Genomic DNA, 15,644 nt, shown 5'->3' on the forward strand with positions numbered 1-15,644 from the left:
GCAAGTCTCGGATTGGTTGTTGTGGTGGTTAGCGGACATTCTACAGAACCCGGGCAATAAACCGGGAAGCGCTGTAGTGCTCAAAGGGCCGAAAGGTTCAGGTAAGTCGCTGGTTGCTGACATAATGCACCGCATCATTGGGTCAAAATACTTCCTGAGAGTGGCGAAGCGAAACGATTTGGTGGGCAACTTCAACTCTCAGCTTGCGGGCGCGATTCTAGTTAATTGCGAGGAAGCCACTTTCGGAGGAAACACGGCCGATAACGATACATTGAAGGATTTGATCACCAGTGACACCATTCTTGTTAATCCAAAATTCGTACCTCAGTTTACGATGAGGTCATATTCACGATTTCTATTCACCACGAATGGGTCGTATTCGCACAATACAAGCGAGGATGAGCGTCGTTATCTATTCCTTGATGTGCCTGATACCTTTTCTAGAGATCCGAAATATTTCAATCCGCTGTGGGGCGAAATTAATGGTTCTGGAATATTCGCTTTCGCTGATTTCCTGTACCAGTTAAAGCGCCCCGATGGTGTAGACCTGCGCAATCCCCCAAGGACTGCGGCTCATGGTAGGTTATTAGCTGAATCGCTGTCTGTTGAGGAACGATTCTTCTATAATGCGCTGATTACTGGCGAAGGGTATCCGCCTGACGCCGCCGACGATGGAGGAGAAGTCTTTCTTTCGGACGTGAAGGAGGCGTTTAGCCTTTACCTCGATAATCTGGGCAAGCGGAACTCTCTGAAGTTGTCGGATAACCGATTTGTACCCGGAGCTGCGGCTAAGTTCTGGTGTGCTGAGCCTGAGGGGCGGAGGACGCGAAAGGGCGTGAAGGAAACTGTCTACAGCATCCCCAGCCTCAAGGACGCGCGGGCAATCGCCGTGGAGAACGGGTTACTGCCCGCGTCCTATGCTATGGATGATGACGACGACGAGTAAGACTGCGCCGTGGAAATCTATCGAGCGGCGGGGTTCTGGTGACAAGGGGGCAGGAATGCTCCCTTGTTGTTTTGCGTGCCTTACTGACGAGGGGCGCGAGGGCGGGAGTGGACACAAGAGGACACACCCGGACAGCCCCCCTCTGTCCAGGTTTTCTTCAATAGAATCAGGGGTTTTCGCCTATCTGGACATACTGGACATACTCTTTTCTAATTAAGAAGGGAAGGAAGAATATATAGGTAGAAGGAATTTGCCCCTCCCCCTCCGTCCGTCTGTCCACTTGCGAAAACCTTTAGCATTTATAAGGGTTTAAGGTGGACATACCCCTCTGTCCGGTTTGTCCTTCTATGTCTACTCCCCCTTGGCGTGTCTTCCACCTCAGGACGGCCTGCAATACTTTGACCAATCGTCAGCACGGGCGCACTTGCCAGTTCGACCCGGCGAATATCTGTCCCTTTAAGGGAGGGTGCCAAGCTTAGGGCATATGTGGCCTATGACCTGTCGCCTGTCCAGGCTTTAGACTACCCACCGTCCTGGGTCCCCCCGTTGATCCGAGCCGCCCAAACGTTGCTCGAATAAAGCCCCACCGTTCCTCGCGCCGCCTAACCACTCGATCTCCACGCGCACCGGCGCCAGCGCCCGCGTTAGTCGGCTTTATCGGTTCGGCTGACTTAAGACGCCAATTCGGCCGTTTACAATTTCTAAACGTCCGTATAGATTTTGTATGGGATACTAAGACAGGGTTTCGACGTCATGCCTTCGGGTCGTTTTGTCAGCTACTGCCGCGTATCCACCGATCAGCAGGGACGCAGCGGGCTTGGTTTGCAGGCTCGACGCGAAGCCGTCGCGGCCTTCCTCAATGGTGGAGCGTGGCAGCTGATCGGTGAGTTTGTGGAGGTTGAGAGCGGCAAGCGTTCCGACCGGCCTGAGCTTCTGAAAGCCTTGGCGCTGGCGAAGCGGCAGAAGGCTACGTTGATTGAACCGCGCCGGGTTTGCCGGAGGCTGTTTGGTGTGGGTCAGGCCGCCAGGGCTGTGACCTCCTGCGCAGTATGGTAGCGCGCCTCGGCCTCGGCGGGCGGGATGTTGCCGATCGGCTCGAGGAGGCGGCGGTTGTTGAACCAGTCCACCCACTCGAGGGTGGCGAACTCGACGCCCTCGAGGCCGCGCCACGGGCCGCGGCGGCGGATGACCTCGGTCTTGAACAGGCCGATGACGCTTTCGGCCAGCGCATTGTCGTAGCTGTCGCCGACGCTGCCGACGGACGGCTCGATCCCGGCTTCGGCCAGTCGCTCGGTGTAGCGGATGGACACGTATTGAACCCCGCGATCGCTGTGATGCACGAGACCCGTGCCCTGAAAAGGCCGCCGGTCGTGCAGCGCCTGCTCAAGAGCATCGAGGACAAACCCGGCATGAGCGGTGCGCGACACCCGCCAGCCGACGATCCGCCGCGCGAAGGTGTCGATGACGAAGGCGACGTAGGCGAAGCCTTGCCAGGTCGTGACATAGGTGAAGTCCGACACCCAGAGCAGGTTCGGCCGCAGCGCGAGGAACTGCCGGTTCACGCGGTCGGCCGGGCATGGCGCGCCCTTGTCCGGCACCGTCGTCCTGGTCTCCTTGCCGCGCACCACGCCGCGCAGGCCCATCTGCCGCATCAGTCGCGCCACCGTGCAGCGCGCCACCGACGTCCCTTCGCGGCCGAGCTGACGCCAGACCTTCCGCACGCCATAGACGCCGAAGTTCTCGGCATGGACGCGCCGCACCTCTGCCCGCAGCATCGCGTCTCGCTGCGACCTGGCCGAGCCCTGGGTGCGATCGGCGCGGCGCGCGGCATGGGCGTGGTAGGTGGATGGGGCGATCGGCAGGACCCGGCAGATCGGCTCGACCCCATACTCACCCCGATGATCGTCGATGAAGGCGATCATGGCTTCGACCGGCGGTCGAGCTCCGCCAGGGCAAAATACGCCGATGCTTTGCGCAGGATCTCATTGGCCTGGCGCAGCTCGCGGTTCTCCCGCTCAAGCGTCTTGATGCGATCCCGGTCCTCGCTCGTGGGCCCGGCCCGCTTGCCGCGGTCACGCTCGGCCTGCCGAACCCAACGCCGCAGCGTCTCCGCCGTGCAGCCGATCTTGGCGGCGATCGAGCCGATCGCCGCCCATTGCGAGCCGTGCTCCCCGGCGCCGTCCAGCACCAGCCGCACCGCGCGCTCCCGAACCTCAGGCGAGTAGTTCGCCGCCGTCTTCTTCGCCGTCATCGCTCCATCCTCTCAACGGTTGGAGCCTCCGGCAAACCCGGCGCGGTTCAGATCGTCGCGAAGCTAGATCGGCTCTCACGTTCCGTCGCCTTCCTCTCCGCCCTGCTAGAGTCCGGCGCCGATTTCGTCGCCGCAGATAACCCGCACGCCAACAAGCTGATGGTGCATCTACTCGCGGCCTTCGCGGAACATGAGCGTGACCAGATCAGCGCCCGCACGAAGGCAGCGCTCGCGGCTGCAAAGGCGCGCGGGGCAGTTCTAGGTAACCCTCGCCTCGACGATGCACGCGGGCACGCGGCGGAGGCGCTGAAAGACGGCGCAGACCAGCGCGCCGCGAATGTGCTGCCGCTGATCCGCGATATTCAAGCGACTGGCGCTAGCACACTCACCGCCGTTGCTGCCGCGCTGAATGCTCGCGGCGTGAAGACGGCGCGCGGCGGGGACTGGTATGCCTCGACGGTGCGGAACGTGCTGCTTCGGGTGTGCTGATGAGCGGTTGCCCTGAAAGGTAGATCCTGCAGTCGGTGAAGCCGAGCTCGGGCCAAGCCCGATGGCCGCCGGGAAGTTGGGCCAACTTAGAGCATGGACTTCTCTGCCCCAACCCTGCGCTGCCTAGACTAGAATGCCCGATATCCGTGTGCAACAATGGCCCCGTGTCAAAGACCCTTTTGCAATCTCGCGCCTGCACTACTGGTATGATCAATCGCGCTGTCGCGCCAACTAATCGCCTGAGGGAATCGCCAGCTAGCGTGCGATGCTCAAGCACGCGACGGCGCGCGCGGCAGCCAGGAACTCGCAATAGATTGCTTTAGCTCTCCCGAGCGGCATCGCCCACAATCGCATGGACCTTCACTGATGCAGGCCGACGACCCGTTTGAAAGCCCAATGCTGTTGCTAAAATTTACCGAAATCACACTGAGCGATTTCGATGCAGCGTGCGCGGAATTCTGTTCAAATAGCCACTACGACGTTGTAAAACGCTCTGATCGGAGTGGGAGAATTGAGTTTTATTGCCGCTTTTCTAAAGCAGAAACAAGTCGGTTGAGGATTCTAGCATACCGTGCAATCACCGATTTACGGCATGCTCTTGATCAAACCTTTTGTGCTGCCGCGAAGATCGGTGGATGCAATAATGTCAAGCGTCTGTATTTCCCTTTTGGCAGGACGCGACGAGATATGGAAAATCAGATTGCGGACCGCTGCAAGAACGTTGACGCAATGCTTCTCGATTTCGTGCGTCAATGCGAGCCTTACGAAGGAGGAAACGAGGCTCTCTACAGTCTCGCTACGCTATCCGGTGCAGCCAAACACCAAAAGCTGATCACGGTTACCAGAAGCGCCGAAGGGTTCATCCTGGACGGGTCGCAATTCTCCGTCATCCAAGGTCCGGCGACTTTGGGCTCATCGGTTTGGAACCCGAGTAGAGATGAACTCAAGATACTTACGATTGAGCCTGGGGGATTGTTTGAAGGGAACATCAAAGACGCCCTCAAGCCTCGCTTGCATGTGGTTCTGGGGACGGGAGAGCCGCCGCTGTCTGGGCCTGCGCCGGCCGCCCTGCGCGCGCTTTCAGAAGTCGTACAGCGTGTTGTTGCTGGTATGGTAGAGGAGGCAACGCGAATAGCGCTCGTTCATACGCCTCGGCCACCTAGCCCGCTTAAGTGAGCGATGGTTCTACGTGTCATCCGGGACCAGCCGCATTATCGAGCGCCTATAGAGAACAACGAAGGGGAGCACGAACCGGACTCCCGCCGCGCTGCGCTACGCGCATCATATCGGCGTCAGGGGAGATTTAATTTTTTCGACAACTTCCACGAGCTTGTCTGGCATTCCTCGAAAGCCCTTGCCATAGCCAGCGCCGGCGTTGCGAGGATTGTAGTGCCCAAGAATGGCGTCCTGCGCTTCCGCGTCGCTCCCCCGGAGCTGGTCCTTCACCCAATGGCGCCAGGAGTGAGCGGGCGCTTTCTTTGGATCGGTTATCTTCACCTTGCTGCGCATCCATCGTCCTAACTGCGTCTGCGCTGGCGTGTCGCGCCTGCCGTGCGGGTCGGGCTTGATACTCGGAAAGAGGGGACCATCCGGGTTAGGAGGGAGTGACGCCACGTAATCTAGAAAGCCTTCGGCGATGAGCGCGGAGTGAAGCGGAATCATTCTCTGGAATTCTTCGTTCTTCCCCGCGCGGGCATCTGTCGGGACGATATCGAGGATCTGCAAGGCTTTGTCAGTGTGAACATCGCCCCGACGAAGTTCCGCGATTTCACCGATGCGCGCTCCCGTGAAACACATGAGCCAGGGCGCCCACCGAAGCCAGCCGCTTTCCTCGCGCGCTGATGTCAGTATGCGGCGCGCCTCATCGTCGCCATACTTTACGCGAGGCGGAGGACCGCGACGCGGGGCCTTCGGTGCAATGTCCTTCCACGGGTTACTTGTGAACCGCTTTTGTCGGACTCCCCAATTGAAGACAGCGCCCGCTGCAAGCACGTCGTCCTGCACGGTGCCTGTATTGCGACCTTCGTCCATGCGGGCTTGCACGAAACGGCGCGCATCGTCGTCGGTGATGCGGCGCAAATCGTCATAGCCGAGAATGCGCGCGATCTGCCGGAAGGTCGCGCCATACTTTTTCGCGGTCGCCGCGCTGATCCCCTCATGCCTTGCGTAGTCTGTCAGGATGGTCTCGGCCGGGAGTGGCGCCGTCGCCTCCGCCGGCAGAATGGCGATACCTTTCTGGTGGTGCTCTGCAAAACCTTCCTTCGGGAATCCCATGGAGGCGAGTTCGCGCACTATATTCGGTGAGCAACGCCTCGCGATGCTGCCGCTCGCGCTCACTCATCTCGCGCCCTGGTCGTAGGTTGACCCGTGCCATGCTGAGGCGCGCTAGAAGGCGGCGCATCGCTTGTTCTGGCGTGTTCGGATCGTACAGAACGGCGGCGCTGTCTTTGCCGTTCCTCACGTAAACGGTCGACCTTGCTTCTTCGCGGCCCAGCAGCCCATTCGCTAGGTCTACAACGCCACGGCGCTCCATGTCAGATAGCGATGCCAGCCAAGCCGTGCGAGTGTCTTCGGCGGATGCACGCATGAGTTCGGTACAACGAGACTCATATGCGACGAACGCACGCGATGCGGCGGCGTGCGCATTTGCCATGTCCGACGGCTTCAACGGCTTTTGGATCTTGAGGGGGAGCTGGAATGGGCTTTTGGCAAGCTTCGGATGGCGGCGTACCACGTCAGCCGGATAGCGGCGCTTATAATGCAACCAACCGCCTATCCAGGCGGTGTTCGGCGGGCGCCCGTCTTCGTTGTCGCGACCTGGCATTCGGTCCTCCGACGCAGCGTGTAGCATGCGCTGTAGGAGGTTATGTAGGAGGTTCTAGGACCGGCGCCAACGCAGAACGCCCAAATATCAGTGATTTGGGGGTAAGCCGTGGTGCTGCTGGAGAGGATTGAACTCTCGACCTCTCCCTTACCAAGGGAGTGCTCTACCACTGAGCTACAGCAGCGGACCGGGCCGGAAACGGGCCGGTTCCTAGCGGGTTAGGGGGGGCGCCGCAACCCCCTCGTCCCCGGCCCCGCGCTTGCACCCGCATCGGGCGCATGCCTAGCATCGGCGTGAGGAAGGAAACGGAGACTCCGTGGCGACGGTCGAGTTGCGGGACGTCCGCAAGCGCTTCGGCGACGTCCAGGTGGTCCATGGCGTGGATCTCGCGATCGCCGATGGCGAGTTCATCGTGCTGGTCGGCCCCTCCGGCTGCGGAAAATCCACCATCCTGCGGATCGTCGCGGGGCTGGAAGAATCCTCCGAAGGGCAGGTCCTGATCGACGGCGCCGTGGTGAACGAGCGCGATCCCAAGGACCGCGACGTCGCCATGGTGTTCCAGGACTACGCCCTCTACCCGCACATGTCGGTGGCCGAGAATATGGGCTTCTCGCTGCGCTGGCGCGGCGTGGCGAAGGCCGAGATCGCGCGGCGCGTGCAGCAGGCGGCGCAGGTGCTGGACATCGCGCATCTGCTGGATCGGCGGCCGCGCGAGCTCTCGGGCGGGCAGCGGCAGCGCGTGGCGATGGGCCGCGCCATCGTGCGCGACCCCAAGGTGTTCCTGTTCGACGAGCCGCTGTCCAACCTCGACGCCAAGCTGCGCGTGCAGATGCGCACGGAGATCAAGCGCCTGCGCGACCGCCTGCGCGCCACCACTATCTACGTCACCCATGACCAGGTGGAGGCGATGACGCTGGCCGACCGGATCGTGGTGATGCAGGGCGGGCTGGTGCAGCAGGTCGGCACGCCCGAGGAGATCTACGACCGCCCCGCCACCACCTTCGTCGCCGCCTTCATGGGCGCGCCGGCGATGAACCTGCTGCCGGGGCGCGTGGAAGCCGGGCGCGCGGTGCTGGCGGACGGCACGGCGCTGGCGCTCGATGCCGCGCCGCCACAGGGCCAGGCGACCATCGGCATCCGGCCGGAACGGCTGATCTGGCTGCCACCCGGCCAGCCAGGGGAGGCCGCGATCACCGGCCCCGCCGCCGTTGTGGAGCCGCTGGGCAGCGAGACGCTGGTGACGCTCGACATCGCCGGCACCGAGTTGCACGCGCGGGTGCCCGCCCGCAGCGTCCGCCGTACCGGGGAGGAGGTGCGCCTCGCCCTGGCGCCGGAGGATGTGCACCTCTTCGCCGCGGATGGAGCGCGGCTGTGACCGACGTGCTGGCCATTCCGCCGGAAGCGCTCGGCCGCGGGACGCGCATCGCGGTGCGCGTGGTGCCGGACATGCCGGCGCTGACCCTGGCCTTCGCGGAGGCGCTGCTGGCGGAGTACCGCGCGGCCAAGGCGGCGGGGCGCGGGACGGTGGTGTTCATCATCCCCGTCGGGCCGGTGGGGCAGTACGACGTGCTGGCGCGGCTCTGCGCCGAGCAGGACGTTTCGCTGGCGGACCTGCTGATGATCGGGATGGACGAATACCTGACGCCAGCGGGCGACCGGATTCCGGAGACGGATCCCCTCTCTTTCCGCGGCCACATGCGGCGGCACATGACGGCGCTGATGCCCGCGGGCCGCGCCCCGCGCATCGTCTTCCCCGACCCGCATGCGCTGGACGAGATCCCACGCCTGATCGCGCGGCATGGCGGCGTGGATGTCGCCTTCGGCGGCGTCGGCATCGCCGGCCACATCGCCTTCAACGAGCCGCCCGAGCCTGGCGAGATCGTCGACGTCGAGGCCTTCGCGCAGCGCCCGACGCGCGTGCAGCGCCTGACGCGGGAGACGCGGACCATCAATTCCGTCACCGCGACGCGCGGCGCCATCGACCTGATCCCCGAATACGCCGTGACCGTGGGGATGCAGGAGATCCTCGGCGCGCGGAAGCTGCGGCTCTTCCTCAACCGCATCTGGCAGACGGCGATCGTGCGGAAGATGCTGCATGGCCCTGTGACGCCGACCGTGCCTGCCAGCTACGCGCAGCGCCATCCCGATTGCGCGCTGGTTGTGACGGAGGAGGTCACCCGCATGCCGGGGGCGACGCTGGCATGATGCGCGTCGCGCTGATCGGCTACGGCGCCTGGGGCAGGCACCACGCCCGCGCGCTGGACGAGGCGCCTTCCGCGGAGTTGGTCGCCGTTGTCGCGCATGGCACGGCCAGCGCGGCGGAGGCAGCACGCGACCGGCCGGGCATCGCGGTGCATCGCGATCCCGCGGAGGTGCTTGCCGATCCCGCGATCGAAGCGGTGGTCATCGCGGCCCCGAACGCGCTGCATGCCGGGCTCGGCCTGGCGGCGCTGCGCGCCGGCAAGCACGTGCTGCTGGAAAAGCCGATGGCGCTGACGCTGGCGGATTGCGATGCGCTGGTCGCCGCGGCGCAGGCCAGCGGCCGCGTGCTGACCATCGGGCATGAGCTGCGCGTCTCCACGCAGTGGGGCCGCATCAAGGCGCTGATCGAGGAAGGCGCGATCGGCGCACCGCGTCATGCCAGCTTCTCGCTGTTCCGCTTTCCCTACCGCACCGGCTCCGGCAATTGGCGCTACGACCTTGGCCGCGTCGGCTCCTGGATCCTCGAGGAGCCCGTGCATTTCTTCGACCTGCTGCTGTGGTACGGCGAAAGCTGGGGGCGCCCGGTCGCGCTGCGCGCGATCGCTTCCGGCGATCCGGCGATGCCGAACGCGCTGGCCGTCACGCTGCGCTTCGCGGGCGGGCAATTCGCCACGCTGAACACGGTGGTCGGCGGCTTCGAGCATCACGTCGCGCTGCATGTCATGGGCGATGGCGGCGCCGTCCGCAGCCTGTGGTCCGCCGCGATGGACCGCAGCTTCGCGCCGATGGCGAGCCTGCAGATCTTCCGCGGCCGCGCTCAACCCGGCGAACAGGCGGAGGTGCTGCCGCTCGGCGAGAGCGGCGAGGTATTCGAACTCGTCACCCAGGCCGAGCAGGCGGTGCAAGGCTTCCGGGCCGGCCGCGCGCTGGTGACACCGGAAGCCGCGCGCGACGCGGTGCGCTGCTGCCTGCTGGCCGAACGCTCCGCCCGGGAAGGACGCGAGATTCCGTGGAACGAGGCGGCCGGCTCGGCCTAGGCTGCGCGACGACGACCGCCCCGGGACGGGCGGCAGGGAGAAGGAACGGACCATGCTTGCTCGGCGTACGCTTCTGAAGGCCTCGGCGGCCATGCCCGCCGCGCTCGCCGCCCCGGCCATCGGCCAGACGGCGCGGCGCATCAGCTTCCTGACCTGGAACATCATCGACCAGGAGCCGCTGATCCGCGGCTGGATCGAGAGCTTCCAGCGCGCCAATCCCGGCGCCGAGGTGGAATGGCTGGACAAGAAGGGTCCGGAGCTGCCGGCCTTCTACCAGACGCAGCTCGCCGCCGGCACGCCGCCCGACGTCATCAACACGCAGGGCGCGCTGTGGATGGAATACGCCGCCAACGGCGCGCTGATGGACATGACGCCGCGTCTGGCCGCCGAACCCGCGGTGAAGAACCGCTTCAACGCCAACTACCTGTCGAACTGGACGCTGGAGGGCAAGAACTGGATGCTGCCCTTCTACATCACCAAGACGCTGCTGTTCTACAACAAGACCATGTTCCAGCGCGCCGGGCTGAGCGGACCCCCGCAGAGCTTCGACGACATCCTCGCCCACGCCGGCAAGATGGCGCAGGGCGATGCCACGGGCTTCCTGACGCTGAACTTCGATTGGCTCTACTGGCCGCTCTTCGCCATGAACGGCGTGAACCTGCTGACGCCCGATCTCAAGCGCCCGGCCTTCAACACGCCGAAGGCGATCGAGGTGGTGGAGAAACTGGCGCGGGCCTCGGACAACGGCGCGATCAACAAGATCTCCTGGACCGGCCGTTGGGTGGAGCCGAACGGTGCCTTCGCCGCCGGCAATGTCGGCATGCTGCACGCCCACAGCCCGGCCTATTTCTTCATCCGCGGCCAGGGCAACTGGGTGAATGCCGAGACGCTGGGCGTGGCGCATGCGCCGGGCAACTTCTCCACGCCGAACAGCCACGGCCTCGGCGTCTCCAAGGGCTCGCGCAACCCCGATCTCGCCTGGGCCTTCGTCAAGCATGTCACGGCCAACGAGCAGGCCGGGCAGCTTGCGACGCAGCGGCGCATCCTGACGGGCAACACGCAGGTGGACGAGGCGCTGCTGGCCTCGCTGCGCACCGCCGATCCGCTGGTCTATGAGGTGCTGAAGACGCAGATCGAGCACACCGACAAGATGGTGGGCAACTGGCCCATGCCGCAGGATGCGCGCGTGAAGGAAGCCTTCTGGCCGGAACTGCAGAGCGCCCTGCTCGGCCGCAAGACCGCGCGCCAGGCCCTGGCCGATGCCGAGCGTCGCGTGGCCCGGGAACTCTCGCGCGGGTGAGCGCGGCGCGTTCGACACTGCCGCCGGCCCCGGTCCGGGCCGGCGGAAGCACGGGATGGTGGGGGCGCAAGCGCACGCGGCAGGGGGCGATGATCCTCTGCTTCCTGCTGCCCTCGCTGGCGATCTTCCTGATGTACCGCGTGATCCCGCTGGGCTGGAACGCGGTGCTGTCCTTCCAGTCCTGGTCGCCGATGCGCCCTGCCCGCTGGGTGGGCTTCGAGCACTACGAGGAGATGCTGTTCTACGACGACATCTTCTGGACAGCGCTGTGGAACACACTGATCTGGATCAGCGCCGCGCCGCTGGCGATCGTGCTCGCGCTCGGCATCGCGCTGCTGGTCAATTCCGACCTGCGCGGCGCGTCCGTCTACCGCACCATCGTCTTCCTGTCCTATCCGCTGATGACGGTGGCGGTCGGCATCATCTGGCGCTGGATGTACGACGAGCGTGGCGGCTTCATCAACTGGGCGCTGCGCAGCGCCGGCATCATCGACAAGCCGCTGGGCTTCCTGCAGTCCTTCGACCTGGCGATGCCCAGCGTCATCCTGACCGACATCTGGCAGGTGATCGGCTTCTACATGATCATCCTGCTGACGGGACTGCAGCAGATCCCGCAGCACCTGTATGAGGCCGCGCGGGTGGATGGCGTGCCGCGCCATGCCGTGTTCCTGCACATCACCCTGCCGATGCTGCGGCCTGCGCTGTTCCTCTGCGCCGTGATCGGGTTGCTCAACAGCTTTACCAGCTTCGACCTGGTCTATGTGATGACCAATGGCGGCCCGGGCCATGCGACGGAGCTGCTGGTGACCTACATCTACAAGCTGGGCTTCGGGCAGACCAAGTTCGACTACGCCGCGGCCGTCACCGTGGTGCAGTTCCTGCTTCTCCTGGTGCTGACCTTCCTGGCGAACCGGCTGGCTGGCGGCAATGCCGGCGCGGTGGAGAAGGAGTGATGCAGCGCGGCTTCCCCTGGGCGCGCCACGCGGTGCTGGTCGTCGTCAGCGCCCTGATGCTGCTGCCGTTCTACTGGGTGCTGAAGACAGCCATCACCGACGAGAACATCTACGCCTATCCGCCGCGGCTGCTGCCGCAGGACCCGCATCCCTACAACTTCGTGGATGTCTGGTACCTCATCCCCTTCCCGCGCTACCTGCTGAACAGCATCATCGTCTCCGTCCTGGCCGTGGTCGGCAACGTCGTGCTGAACGCGATGGCGGCGTATGCGCTGACGCAGAATTTCCGCGCGAAGAAGCTGGTGATCCTGCTGCTGCTGTCCTGCATGCTGATCCCCTTCCAGGCAACCATCATCCCCGCCTACCTGATCACCGCGCGCATCGGGCTGCTGAACACCTATCTGGGCCTGGCGCTGCCGCTGATCTCCACCATCGTCTGCATCTTCATCTACAAATCCGCCTTCGAGGCCGTGCCGCGCAGCCTGGTGGAGGCTGCGCGGATGGACGGGCTGTCGGAATGGCGAATCATCGCGCATGTGCTGCTGCCGCTGTCGCGCCCGGCCATCGCGACGAACGTGATCCTGGCCTTCATCTGGTCCTGGAACAGCTTCATGTGGCCGCTGATCATCACCCGCGACGCAGACATGCAGACCCTGCCGCTGGGTCTCGCGCGCTTCCTCTCCTACATGGAGGACACCACCGGCGCGCTCTACGCCTTCGTCTGCCTGGTGCTGGCGCCGGGCATCCTGGTGTTCCTGATGGCGCAATCCGCCTTCATCCGTGGCCTCACGCACGGGGCGACGAAGGGATGAGCGCATCGCGCCGCAGCCTGCATCCCTGGCTGCTCTCCCGCTGGGTGATCGTGCCCGCGGTGCTGCTGATGCTGGTGTTCGGCTGGAACGTGAACGTCGCCATGAACGCAACCGGGGAGGTACGCGGCCAGGTGGTGGACGCGACCGGCCAGCCCGTCCCGAATGCGACGGTGCAACTGTTCGAGCGCAGCTTCGTGGTGAACACCGAGAAGCAGCGCGCAACGACCGGCCCCGATGGCCGCTTCCGCTTCGAGGGCAATGCCAGCCACGCAGTGCAATTGCAGGCGGAAGCACCGGGCATCGGCAAGTCGGAGCGGCGCACGCTGCGCCTGCTGTTCCGCGCGCAGGACGCCGACCTTCCCGAACCGCTGGTGCTGAATCCATGACATCCGGTCGCACGCGCCTGATCCTGCTCGCCGGCGATCCCATCGGCCATACCAAGGGCTATGCCGAGTACGCCGCAGCCATAGAAGCGGGCGGTCATGACTGCGCCTATCTGCCGGCGCATATCCCCGCGGGGCGCCTGCCGGACTTCCTCTCGGGCGTTGTGCATCTGCGCAACCTCGCGGGCGTGGTCTGCACCATCCCGCACAAGCAGGATGCGGCACGAATCGGCCGCTGCGACACCGCCGCGCGGCGCTCAGGCAGCGCCAATATGCTGCGGCCGGATGGCGCCGGCGGCTGGGAAGCCTCCCAGGTGGACGGTGCCGGCTTTCTCGCCGCGGCCAGTGCGGCTGGCCTTCCCATCGCGCGGCGCCGCGTGCAGCTGCTGGGTGCCGGTGGTGCCGGCCGGGCGGTTGCCATGGCGATTGCCAGTGAAGCGCCGGCGGCGCTCGCGATCCACGATCCCGATGCGGCCCGCGCTGCATCCCTCGTCGCTGCTGTCGCCGCCGAATTCCCGAAGGTCGCCGTGCATCACGCGCTTGGCGCAAGCGAGCTGCTGGTGAACTGCTCGCCCCTCGGCATGGGCAGCGACGACCGCCTTCCCTGCGACCCGTCGCTGATCCCTGGATTCGTCTATGACGTGGTGAACCGCGCCGACACGCCCTTGATGGTCGCGGCACGCGCGCGCGGCGCCGTTGCCGACCATGGCTATTCGATGATGGCGGCGCAGATCCCGCTGGTGCTCCGCTGGATGCTGGAGCGCGCATGAGCCCCGCCTTGCGATTGCTCGGCCTGCCCGAGGACGCACGCGTGGTGATCCTGCATGCCGACGATGTCGGCATGTGCCACGGCGCGAACCGAGCCTTCCTTGATCTTGCGCGTGCCGGCCGGATCGACTGCGGCAGCGTCATGGTGCCGTGCCCCTGGTTCCCGGAGATCGCACGAGCCGCGGCCGCCGATGCCTCGCTCGATCTCGGGGTGCATCTGACGCTGACCAGCGAGTGGTACCGCTATCGCTGGGGGCCCGTCGCGGTGCGCAGCGCGGCGTCCGGGCTGATGGATGCCGACGGCTATTTCCATCGCGACTGCCTTGCTTTGCGGCGCAACGTGGATGCCAACGCCGCGGAGGCGGAGATGCGCGCGCAGCTGGAGCGTGCGCTGTCCGCTGGCATCGACGTGACGCATCTGGACACGCATATGGGCGCGGCGCTGGTGCCGGAGCTTCTGGCTGCCACGCTGCGCATCGCGCGCGACCACCGGCTGCCGCTGCTGCTGCCGCGGGACCTGTCCAGCTATCTCGGCCTCCTCCGCCTGGGCGAGGTCGATCCCGGCCCCTATGCCGAGGCTGTCGCGCAACTCGATGCCGCAGGCCTGCCGGTGATCGACCGCTTCGCGATGACGCCCGGCGTGTCGCTGGCGGAAACCGAGGCGGCCTATGCCGCTCTGGTCACGCCGGCCGCGCCCGGGCTCACCTATGTCGCGCTGCACCCCAACCGCGCCGAGGATCTCGGCGACATCCTGCGCGACCATCCCCGCGCCCAGACGCATTGGCGCACCGAGGAAGTGCGCCTGTTCGGCAACGGCTTCTGCGACGCCGCCATGCAGCGCGCCGGCGTGCGGCGCCTCGGCATGCGCCGCCTGCGCGACCTCCATCGCGCCGCGGATTAGCTGCGCGCGCGGGTGGAGGCGCCGTCGCGCCGGTTGATATGTCCGCCGCCGCCGGCATCCAGCACGGAACCGGTGATGAACGCCGCCTCATCGGAGCAGAGAAACAGCACGGCCGCGGCGAAATCCTTGGGTGTGTTCGCATGCGGCAGCAAGGCACGCGCCCGGATCGCGGTGGCGTAGCCATCGGGCATCTGCACCTCCGCGCTGCCCTCGGCGAAGCCCGGCCGTGCGGAGTTCACGCGCACGCCCTTCGGGCCAAGCTCGATCGCGAAGGCGCGCGTCATGTATTCCAGCGCGCATTTCGAGGCGCCGTAGGGCACGCCGTTGCCGCGGATCACGTCGGCCGCCGAGGAGGTGACATTGACGATGGAGCCGCGCCCGGCAGCGGCCATCGCACGACCGATCCCCTGCATCAGCCGGAATGGCGCCCGCAGGTTCACATCCATGATGCGGTCGTATTCGGCCGGCGTCGCCTCCATCAGCGGGATGAAGGGATACAGTCCTGCATTGTTCAGCAGCACATCCGGGGCATCGCCGGCATTTGCCGCGGCGACCAGGCCATCCAGCGCGGCATCGTCACGCAGGTCCGCCGGATGTTGCGCGACGCGCACCGCCGGCAGTCCCGCGCAGGCCGCGGACAGTGCCGACGCATCGCGGTCGGTGAGCAGCAGCGAGGCGCCCTCCGCCGCGAAGGCCGCGGCAAGCGCGCGGCCATAGACGCCCGCCGCGCCCGTGATCACCACCTTCCGGCCACTGAATCGCATCGCGTCTCGCCCTT

Annotated in this window: 16 protein-coding genes, 1 tRNA gene and 1 other annotated feature; of the genes, 13 read left to right on the forward strand and 4 right to left on the reverse strand. The window is 65.3% G+C overall.

The features are described 5' to 3' along the window. The first annotated feature begins 76 nt into the window (after window positions 1–76). Complete coding sequence (locus tag E4T13_RS11805; RefSeq protein ID WP_137178448.1) at window positions 77–946, forward strand: primase-helicase family protein; 870 nt, start codon at window positions 77–79, stop codon at window positions 944–946. A 753-nt stretch (window positions 947–1,699) separates the two neighbouring features. Beyond that, window positions 1,700–2,002, forward strand: coding sequence for a recombinase family protein (locus E4T13_RS11810; RefSeq protein WP_137178449.1), 303 nt, complete (start codon window positions 1,700–1,702; stop codon window positions 2,000–2,002). On the opposite strand, the gene E4T13_RS11815 is transcribed toward E4T13_RS11810, so the two are convergent. Beyond that, window positions 1,963–3,197, reverse strand: a protein-coding gene (locus E4T13_RS11815; RefSeq protein WP_137178450.1) for an IS3 family transposase whose coding sequence is annotated in 2 segments (ribosomal slippage) — window positions 1,963–2,903 and window positions 2,903–3,197 — 1,236 coding nt in all. Because the reading frame shifts where the segments join, the coding sequence is not laid out codon by codon here. The two genes, E4T13_RS11810 and E4T13_RS11815, sit on opposite strands and share 40 nt — an antisense overlap. After that, window positions 2,794–2,910, reverse strand: a sequence feature (AL1L pseudoknot). (Overlaps the previous gene by 117 nt.) On the opposite strand from E4T13_RS11815, the gene E4T13_RS11820 reads away from it, so the two are divergent. Beyond that, window positions 3,111–3,686, forward strand: coding sequence for a recombinase family protein (locus tag E4T13_RS11820; RefSeq protein WP_206030148.1), 576 nt, complete (start codon window positions 3,111–3,113; stop codon window positions 3,684–3,686). The genes E4T13_RS11815 and E4T13_RS11820 overlap by 87 nt on opposite strands. A gap of 366 nt (window positions 3,687–4,052) precedes the next feature. Further along, on the forward strand, window positions 4,053–4,862 hold the full coding sequence (locus tag E4T13_RS11825; RefSeq protein ID WP_137178452.1) for a hypothetical protein: 810 nt from the start codon (window positions 4,053–4,055) through the stop codon (window positions 4,860–4,862). Window positions 4,863–4,967: 105 nt separating this feature from the next. Here the strand turns inward: E4T13_RS11825 and E4T13_RS11830 are convergent, their stop codons facing one another. Both E4T13_RS11830 and E4T13_RS11835 read right to left on the reverse strand, forming a co-directional pair. Further along, on the reverse strand, window positions 4,968–5,978 hold the full coding sequence (locus E4T13_RS11830; RefSeq protein WP_137178453.1) for a tyrosine-type recombinase/integrase: 1,011 nt from the start codon (window positions 5,976–5,978) through the stop codon (window positions 4,968–4,970). Window positions 5,979–6,619: 641 nt separating this feature from the next. Then, window positions 6,620–6,694 (reverse strand) — tRNA-Thr (locus E4T13_RS11835). Between the two features lie 132 nt (window positions 6,695–6,826). Here E4T13_RS11835 and E4T13_RS11840 point away from each other — a divergent pair. The 9 genes from E4T13_RS11840 to E4T13_RS11875 all read left to right on the forward strand — a co-directional run bounded on the left by E4T13_RS11840 (window position 6,827) and on the right by E4T13_RS11875 (window position 14,866). Further along, window positions 6,827–7,885 carry an ABC transporter ATP-binding protein gene (locus tag E4T13_RS11840; protein WP_137178454.1) on the forward strand — a complete coding sequence of 353 codons (1,059 nt, stop codon included), beginning with the start codon at window positions 6,827–6,829 and terminating at the stop codon, window positions 7,883–7,885. Beyond that, window positions 7,882–8,715: a glucosamine-6-phosphate isomerase gene (locus tag E4T13_RS29870; protein ID WP_170984952.1), complete on the forward strand. Its 834-nt coding sequence runs from the start codon at window positions 7,882–7,884 to the stop codon at window positions 8,713–8,715. The genes E4T13_RS11840 and E4T13_RS29870 overlap by 4 nt, the downstream gene beginning before the upstream one ends. Continuing rightward, a complete protein-coding gene (locus E4T13_RS29875; protein ID WP_170984953.1) occupies window positions 8,712–9,749 on the forward strand; it encodes a Gfo/Idh/MocA family protein in 1,038 nt (345 codons plus the stop codon). The genes E4T13_RS29870 and E4T13_RS29875 overlap by 4 nt, the downstream gene beginning before the upstream one ends. A gap of 52 nt (window positions 9,750–9,801) precedes the next feature. Beyond that, window positions 9,802–11,049, forward strand: coding sequence for an ABC transporter substrate-binding protein (locus tag E4T13_RS11850; RefSeq protein ID WP_137178455.1), 1,248 nt, complete (start codon window positions 9,802–9,804; stop codon window positions 11,047–11,049). An 89-nt stretch (window positions 11,050–11,138) separates the two neighbouring features. Then, window positions 11,139–12,002: a carbohydrate ABC transporter permease gene (locus tag E4T13_RS11855; protein ID WP_137178456.1), complete on the forward strand. Its 864-nt coding sequence runs from the start codon at window positions 11,139–11,141 to the stop codon at window positions 12,000–12,002. After that, window positions 12,002–12,814 (forward strand): carbohydrate ABC transporter permease, encoded by an 813-nt coding sequence (locus E4T13_RS11860; protein WP_137178457.1) that lies wholly within the window; start codon window positions 12,002–12,004, stop codon window positions 12,812–12,814. Before E4T13_RS11855 ends, E4T13_RS11860 begins: the two co-directional genes overlap by 1 nt. Then, window positions 12,811–13,200: a carboxypeptidase-like regulatory domain-containing protein gene (locus E4T13_RS11865; RefSeq protein WP_137178458.1), complete on the forward strand. Its 390-nt coding sequence runs from the start codon at window positions 12,811–12,813 to the stop codon at window positions 13,198–13,200. The genes E4T13_RS11860 and E4T13_RS11865 overlap by 4 nt, the downstream gene beginning before the upstream one ends. Beyond that, window positions 13,197–13,967, forward strand: a complete 771-nt coding sequence (locus E4T13_RS11870; protein ID WP_137178459.1) for a hypothetical protein — start codon at window positions 13,197–13,199, stop codon at window positions 13,965–13,967. The genes E4T13_RS11865 and E4T13_RS11870 overlap by 4 nt, the downstream gene beginning before the upstream one ends. Further along, on the forward strand, window positions 13,964–14,866 hold the full coding sequence (locus tag E4T13_RS11875; protein WP_137178460.1) for a ChbG/HpnK family deacetylase: 903 nt from the start codon (window positions 13,964–13,966) through the stop codon (window positions 14,864–14,866). Before E4T13_RS11870 ends, E4T13_RS11875 begins: the two co-directional genes overlap by 4 nt. Here E4T13_RS11875 and E4T13_RS11880 read toward each other — a convergent pair. Continuing rightward, window positions 14,863–15,630 (reverse strand): SDR family NAD(P)-dependent oxidoreductase, encoded by a 768-nt coding sequence (locus E4T13_RS11880; protein WP_137178461.1) that lies wholly within the window; start codon window positions 15,628–15,630, stop codon window positions 14,863–14,865. The two genes, E4T13_RS11875 and E4T13_RS11880, sit on opposite strands and share 4 nt — an antisense overlap. Window positions 15,631–15,644: the final 14 nt, after the last annotated feature.

Origin of the sequence: Roseomonas sp. AR75, assembly GCF_005222815.1 — a bacterium.
Classification (GTDB): domain Bacteria; phylum Pseudomonadota; class Alphaproteobacteria; order Acetobacterales; family Acetobacteraceae; genus Falsiroseomonas.

Excerpts from the sequence above, each read along its gene's own strand:
- E4T13_RS11810 (WP_137178449.1), top strand. The coding sequence starts at position 1,700 with ATGCCTTCGGGTCGTTTTGTCAGCTACTGCCGCGTATCCACCGATCAG.
- E4T13_RS11825 (WP_137178452.1), top strand. The coding sequence starts at position 4,053 with ATGCAGGCCGACGACCCGTTTGAAAGCCCAATGCTGTTGCTAAAATTT.
- E4T13_RS29875 (WP_170984953.1), top strand. The coding sequence starts at position 8,712 with ATGATGCGCGTCGCGCTGATCGGCTACGGCGCCTGGGGCAGGCACCAC.
- E4T13_RS11850 (WP_137178455.1), top strand. The coding sequence starts at position 9,802 with ATGCTTGCTCGGCGTACGCTTCTGAAGGCCTCGGCGGCCATGCCCGCC.
- E4T13_RS11855 (WP_137178456.1), top strand. The coding sequence starts at position 11,139 with ATGATCCTCTGCTTCCTGCTGCCCTCGCTGGCGATCTTCCTGATGTAC.
- E4T13_RS11860 (WP_137178457.1), top strand. The coding sequence starts at position 12,002 with ATGCAGCGCGGCTTCCCCTGGGCGCGCCACGCGGTGCTGGTCGTCGTC.
- E4T13_RS11865 (WP_137178458.1), top strand. The coding sequence starts at position 12,811 with ATGAGCGCATCGCGCCGCAGCCTGCATCCCTGGCTGCTCTCCCGCTGG.
- E4T13_RS11870 (WP_137178459.1), top strand. The coding sequence starts at position 13,197 with ATGACATCCGGTCGCACGCGCCTGATCCTGCTCGCCGGCGATCCCATC.
- E4T13_RS11875 (WP_137178460.1), top strand. The coding sequence starts at position 13,964 with ATGAGCCCCGCCTTGCGATTGCTCGGCCTGCCCGAGGACGCACGCGTG.
- E4T13_RS11880 (WP_137178461.1), bottom strand. The coding sequence starts at position 15,630 with ATGCGATTCAGTGGCCGGAAGGTGGTGATCACGGGCGCGGCGGGCGTC.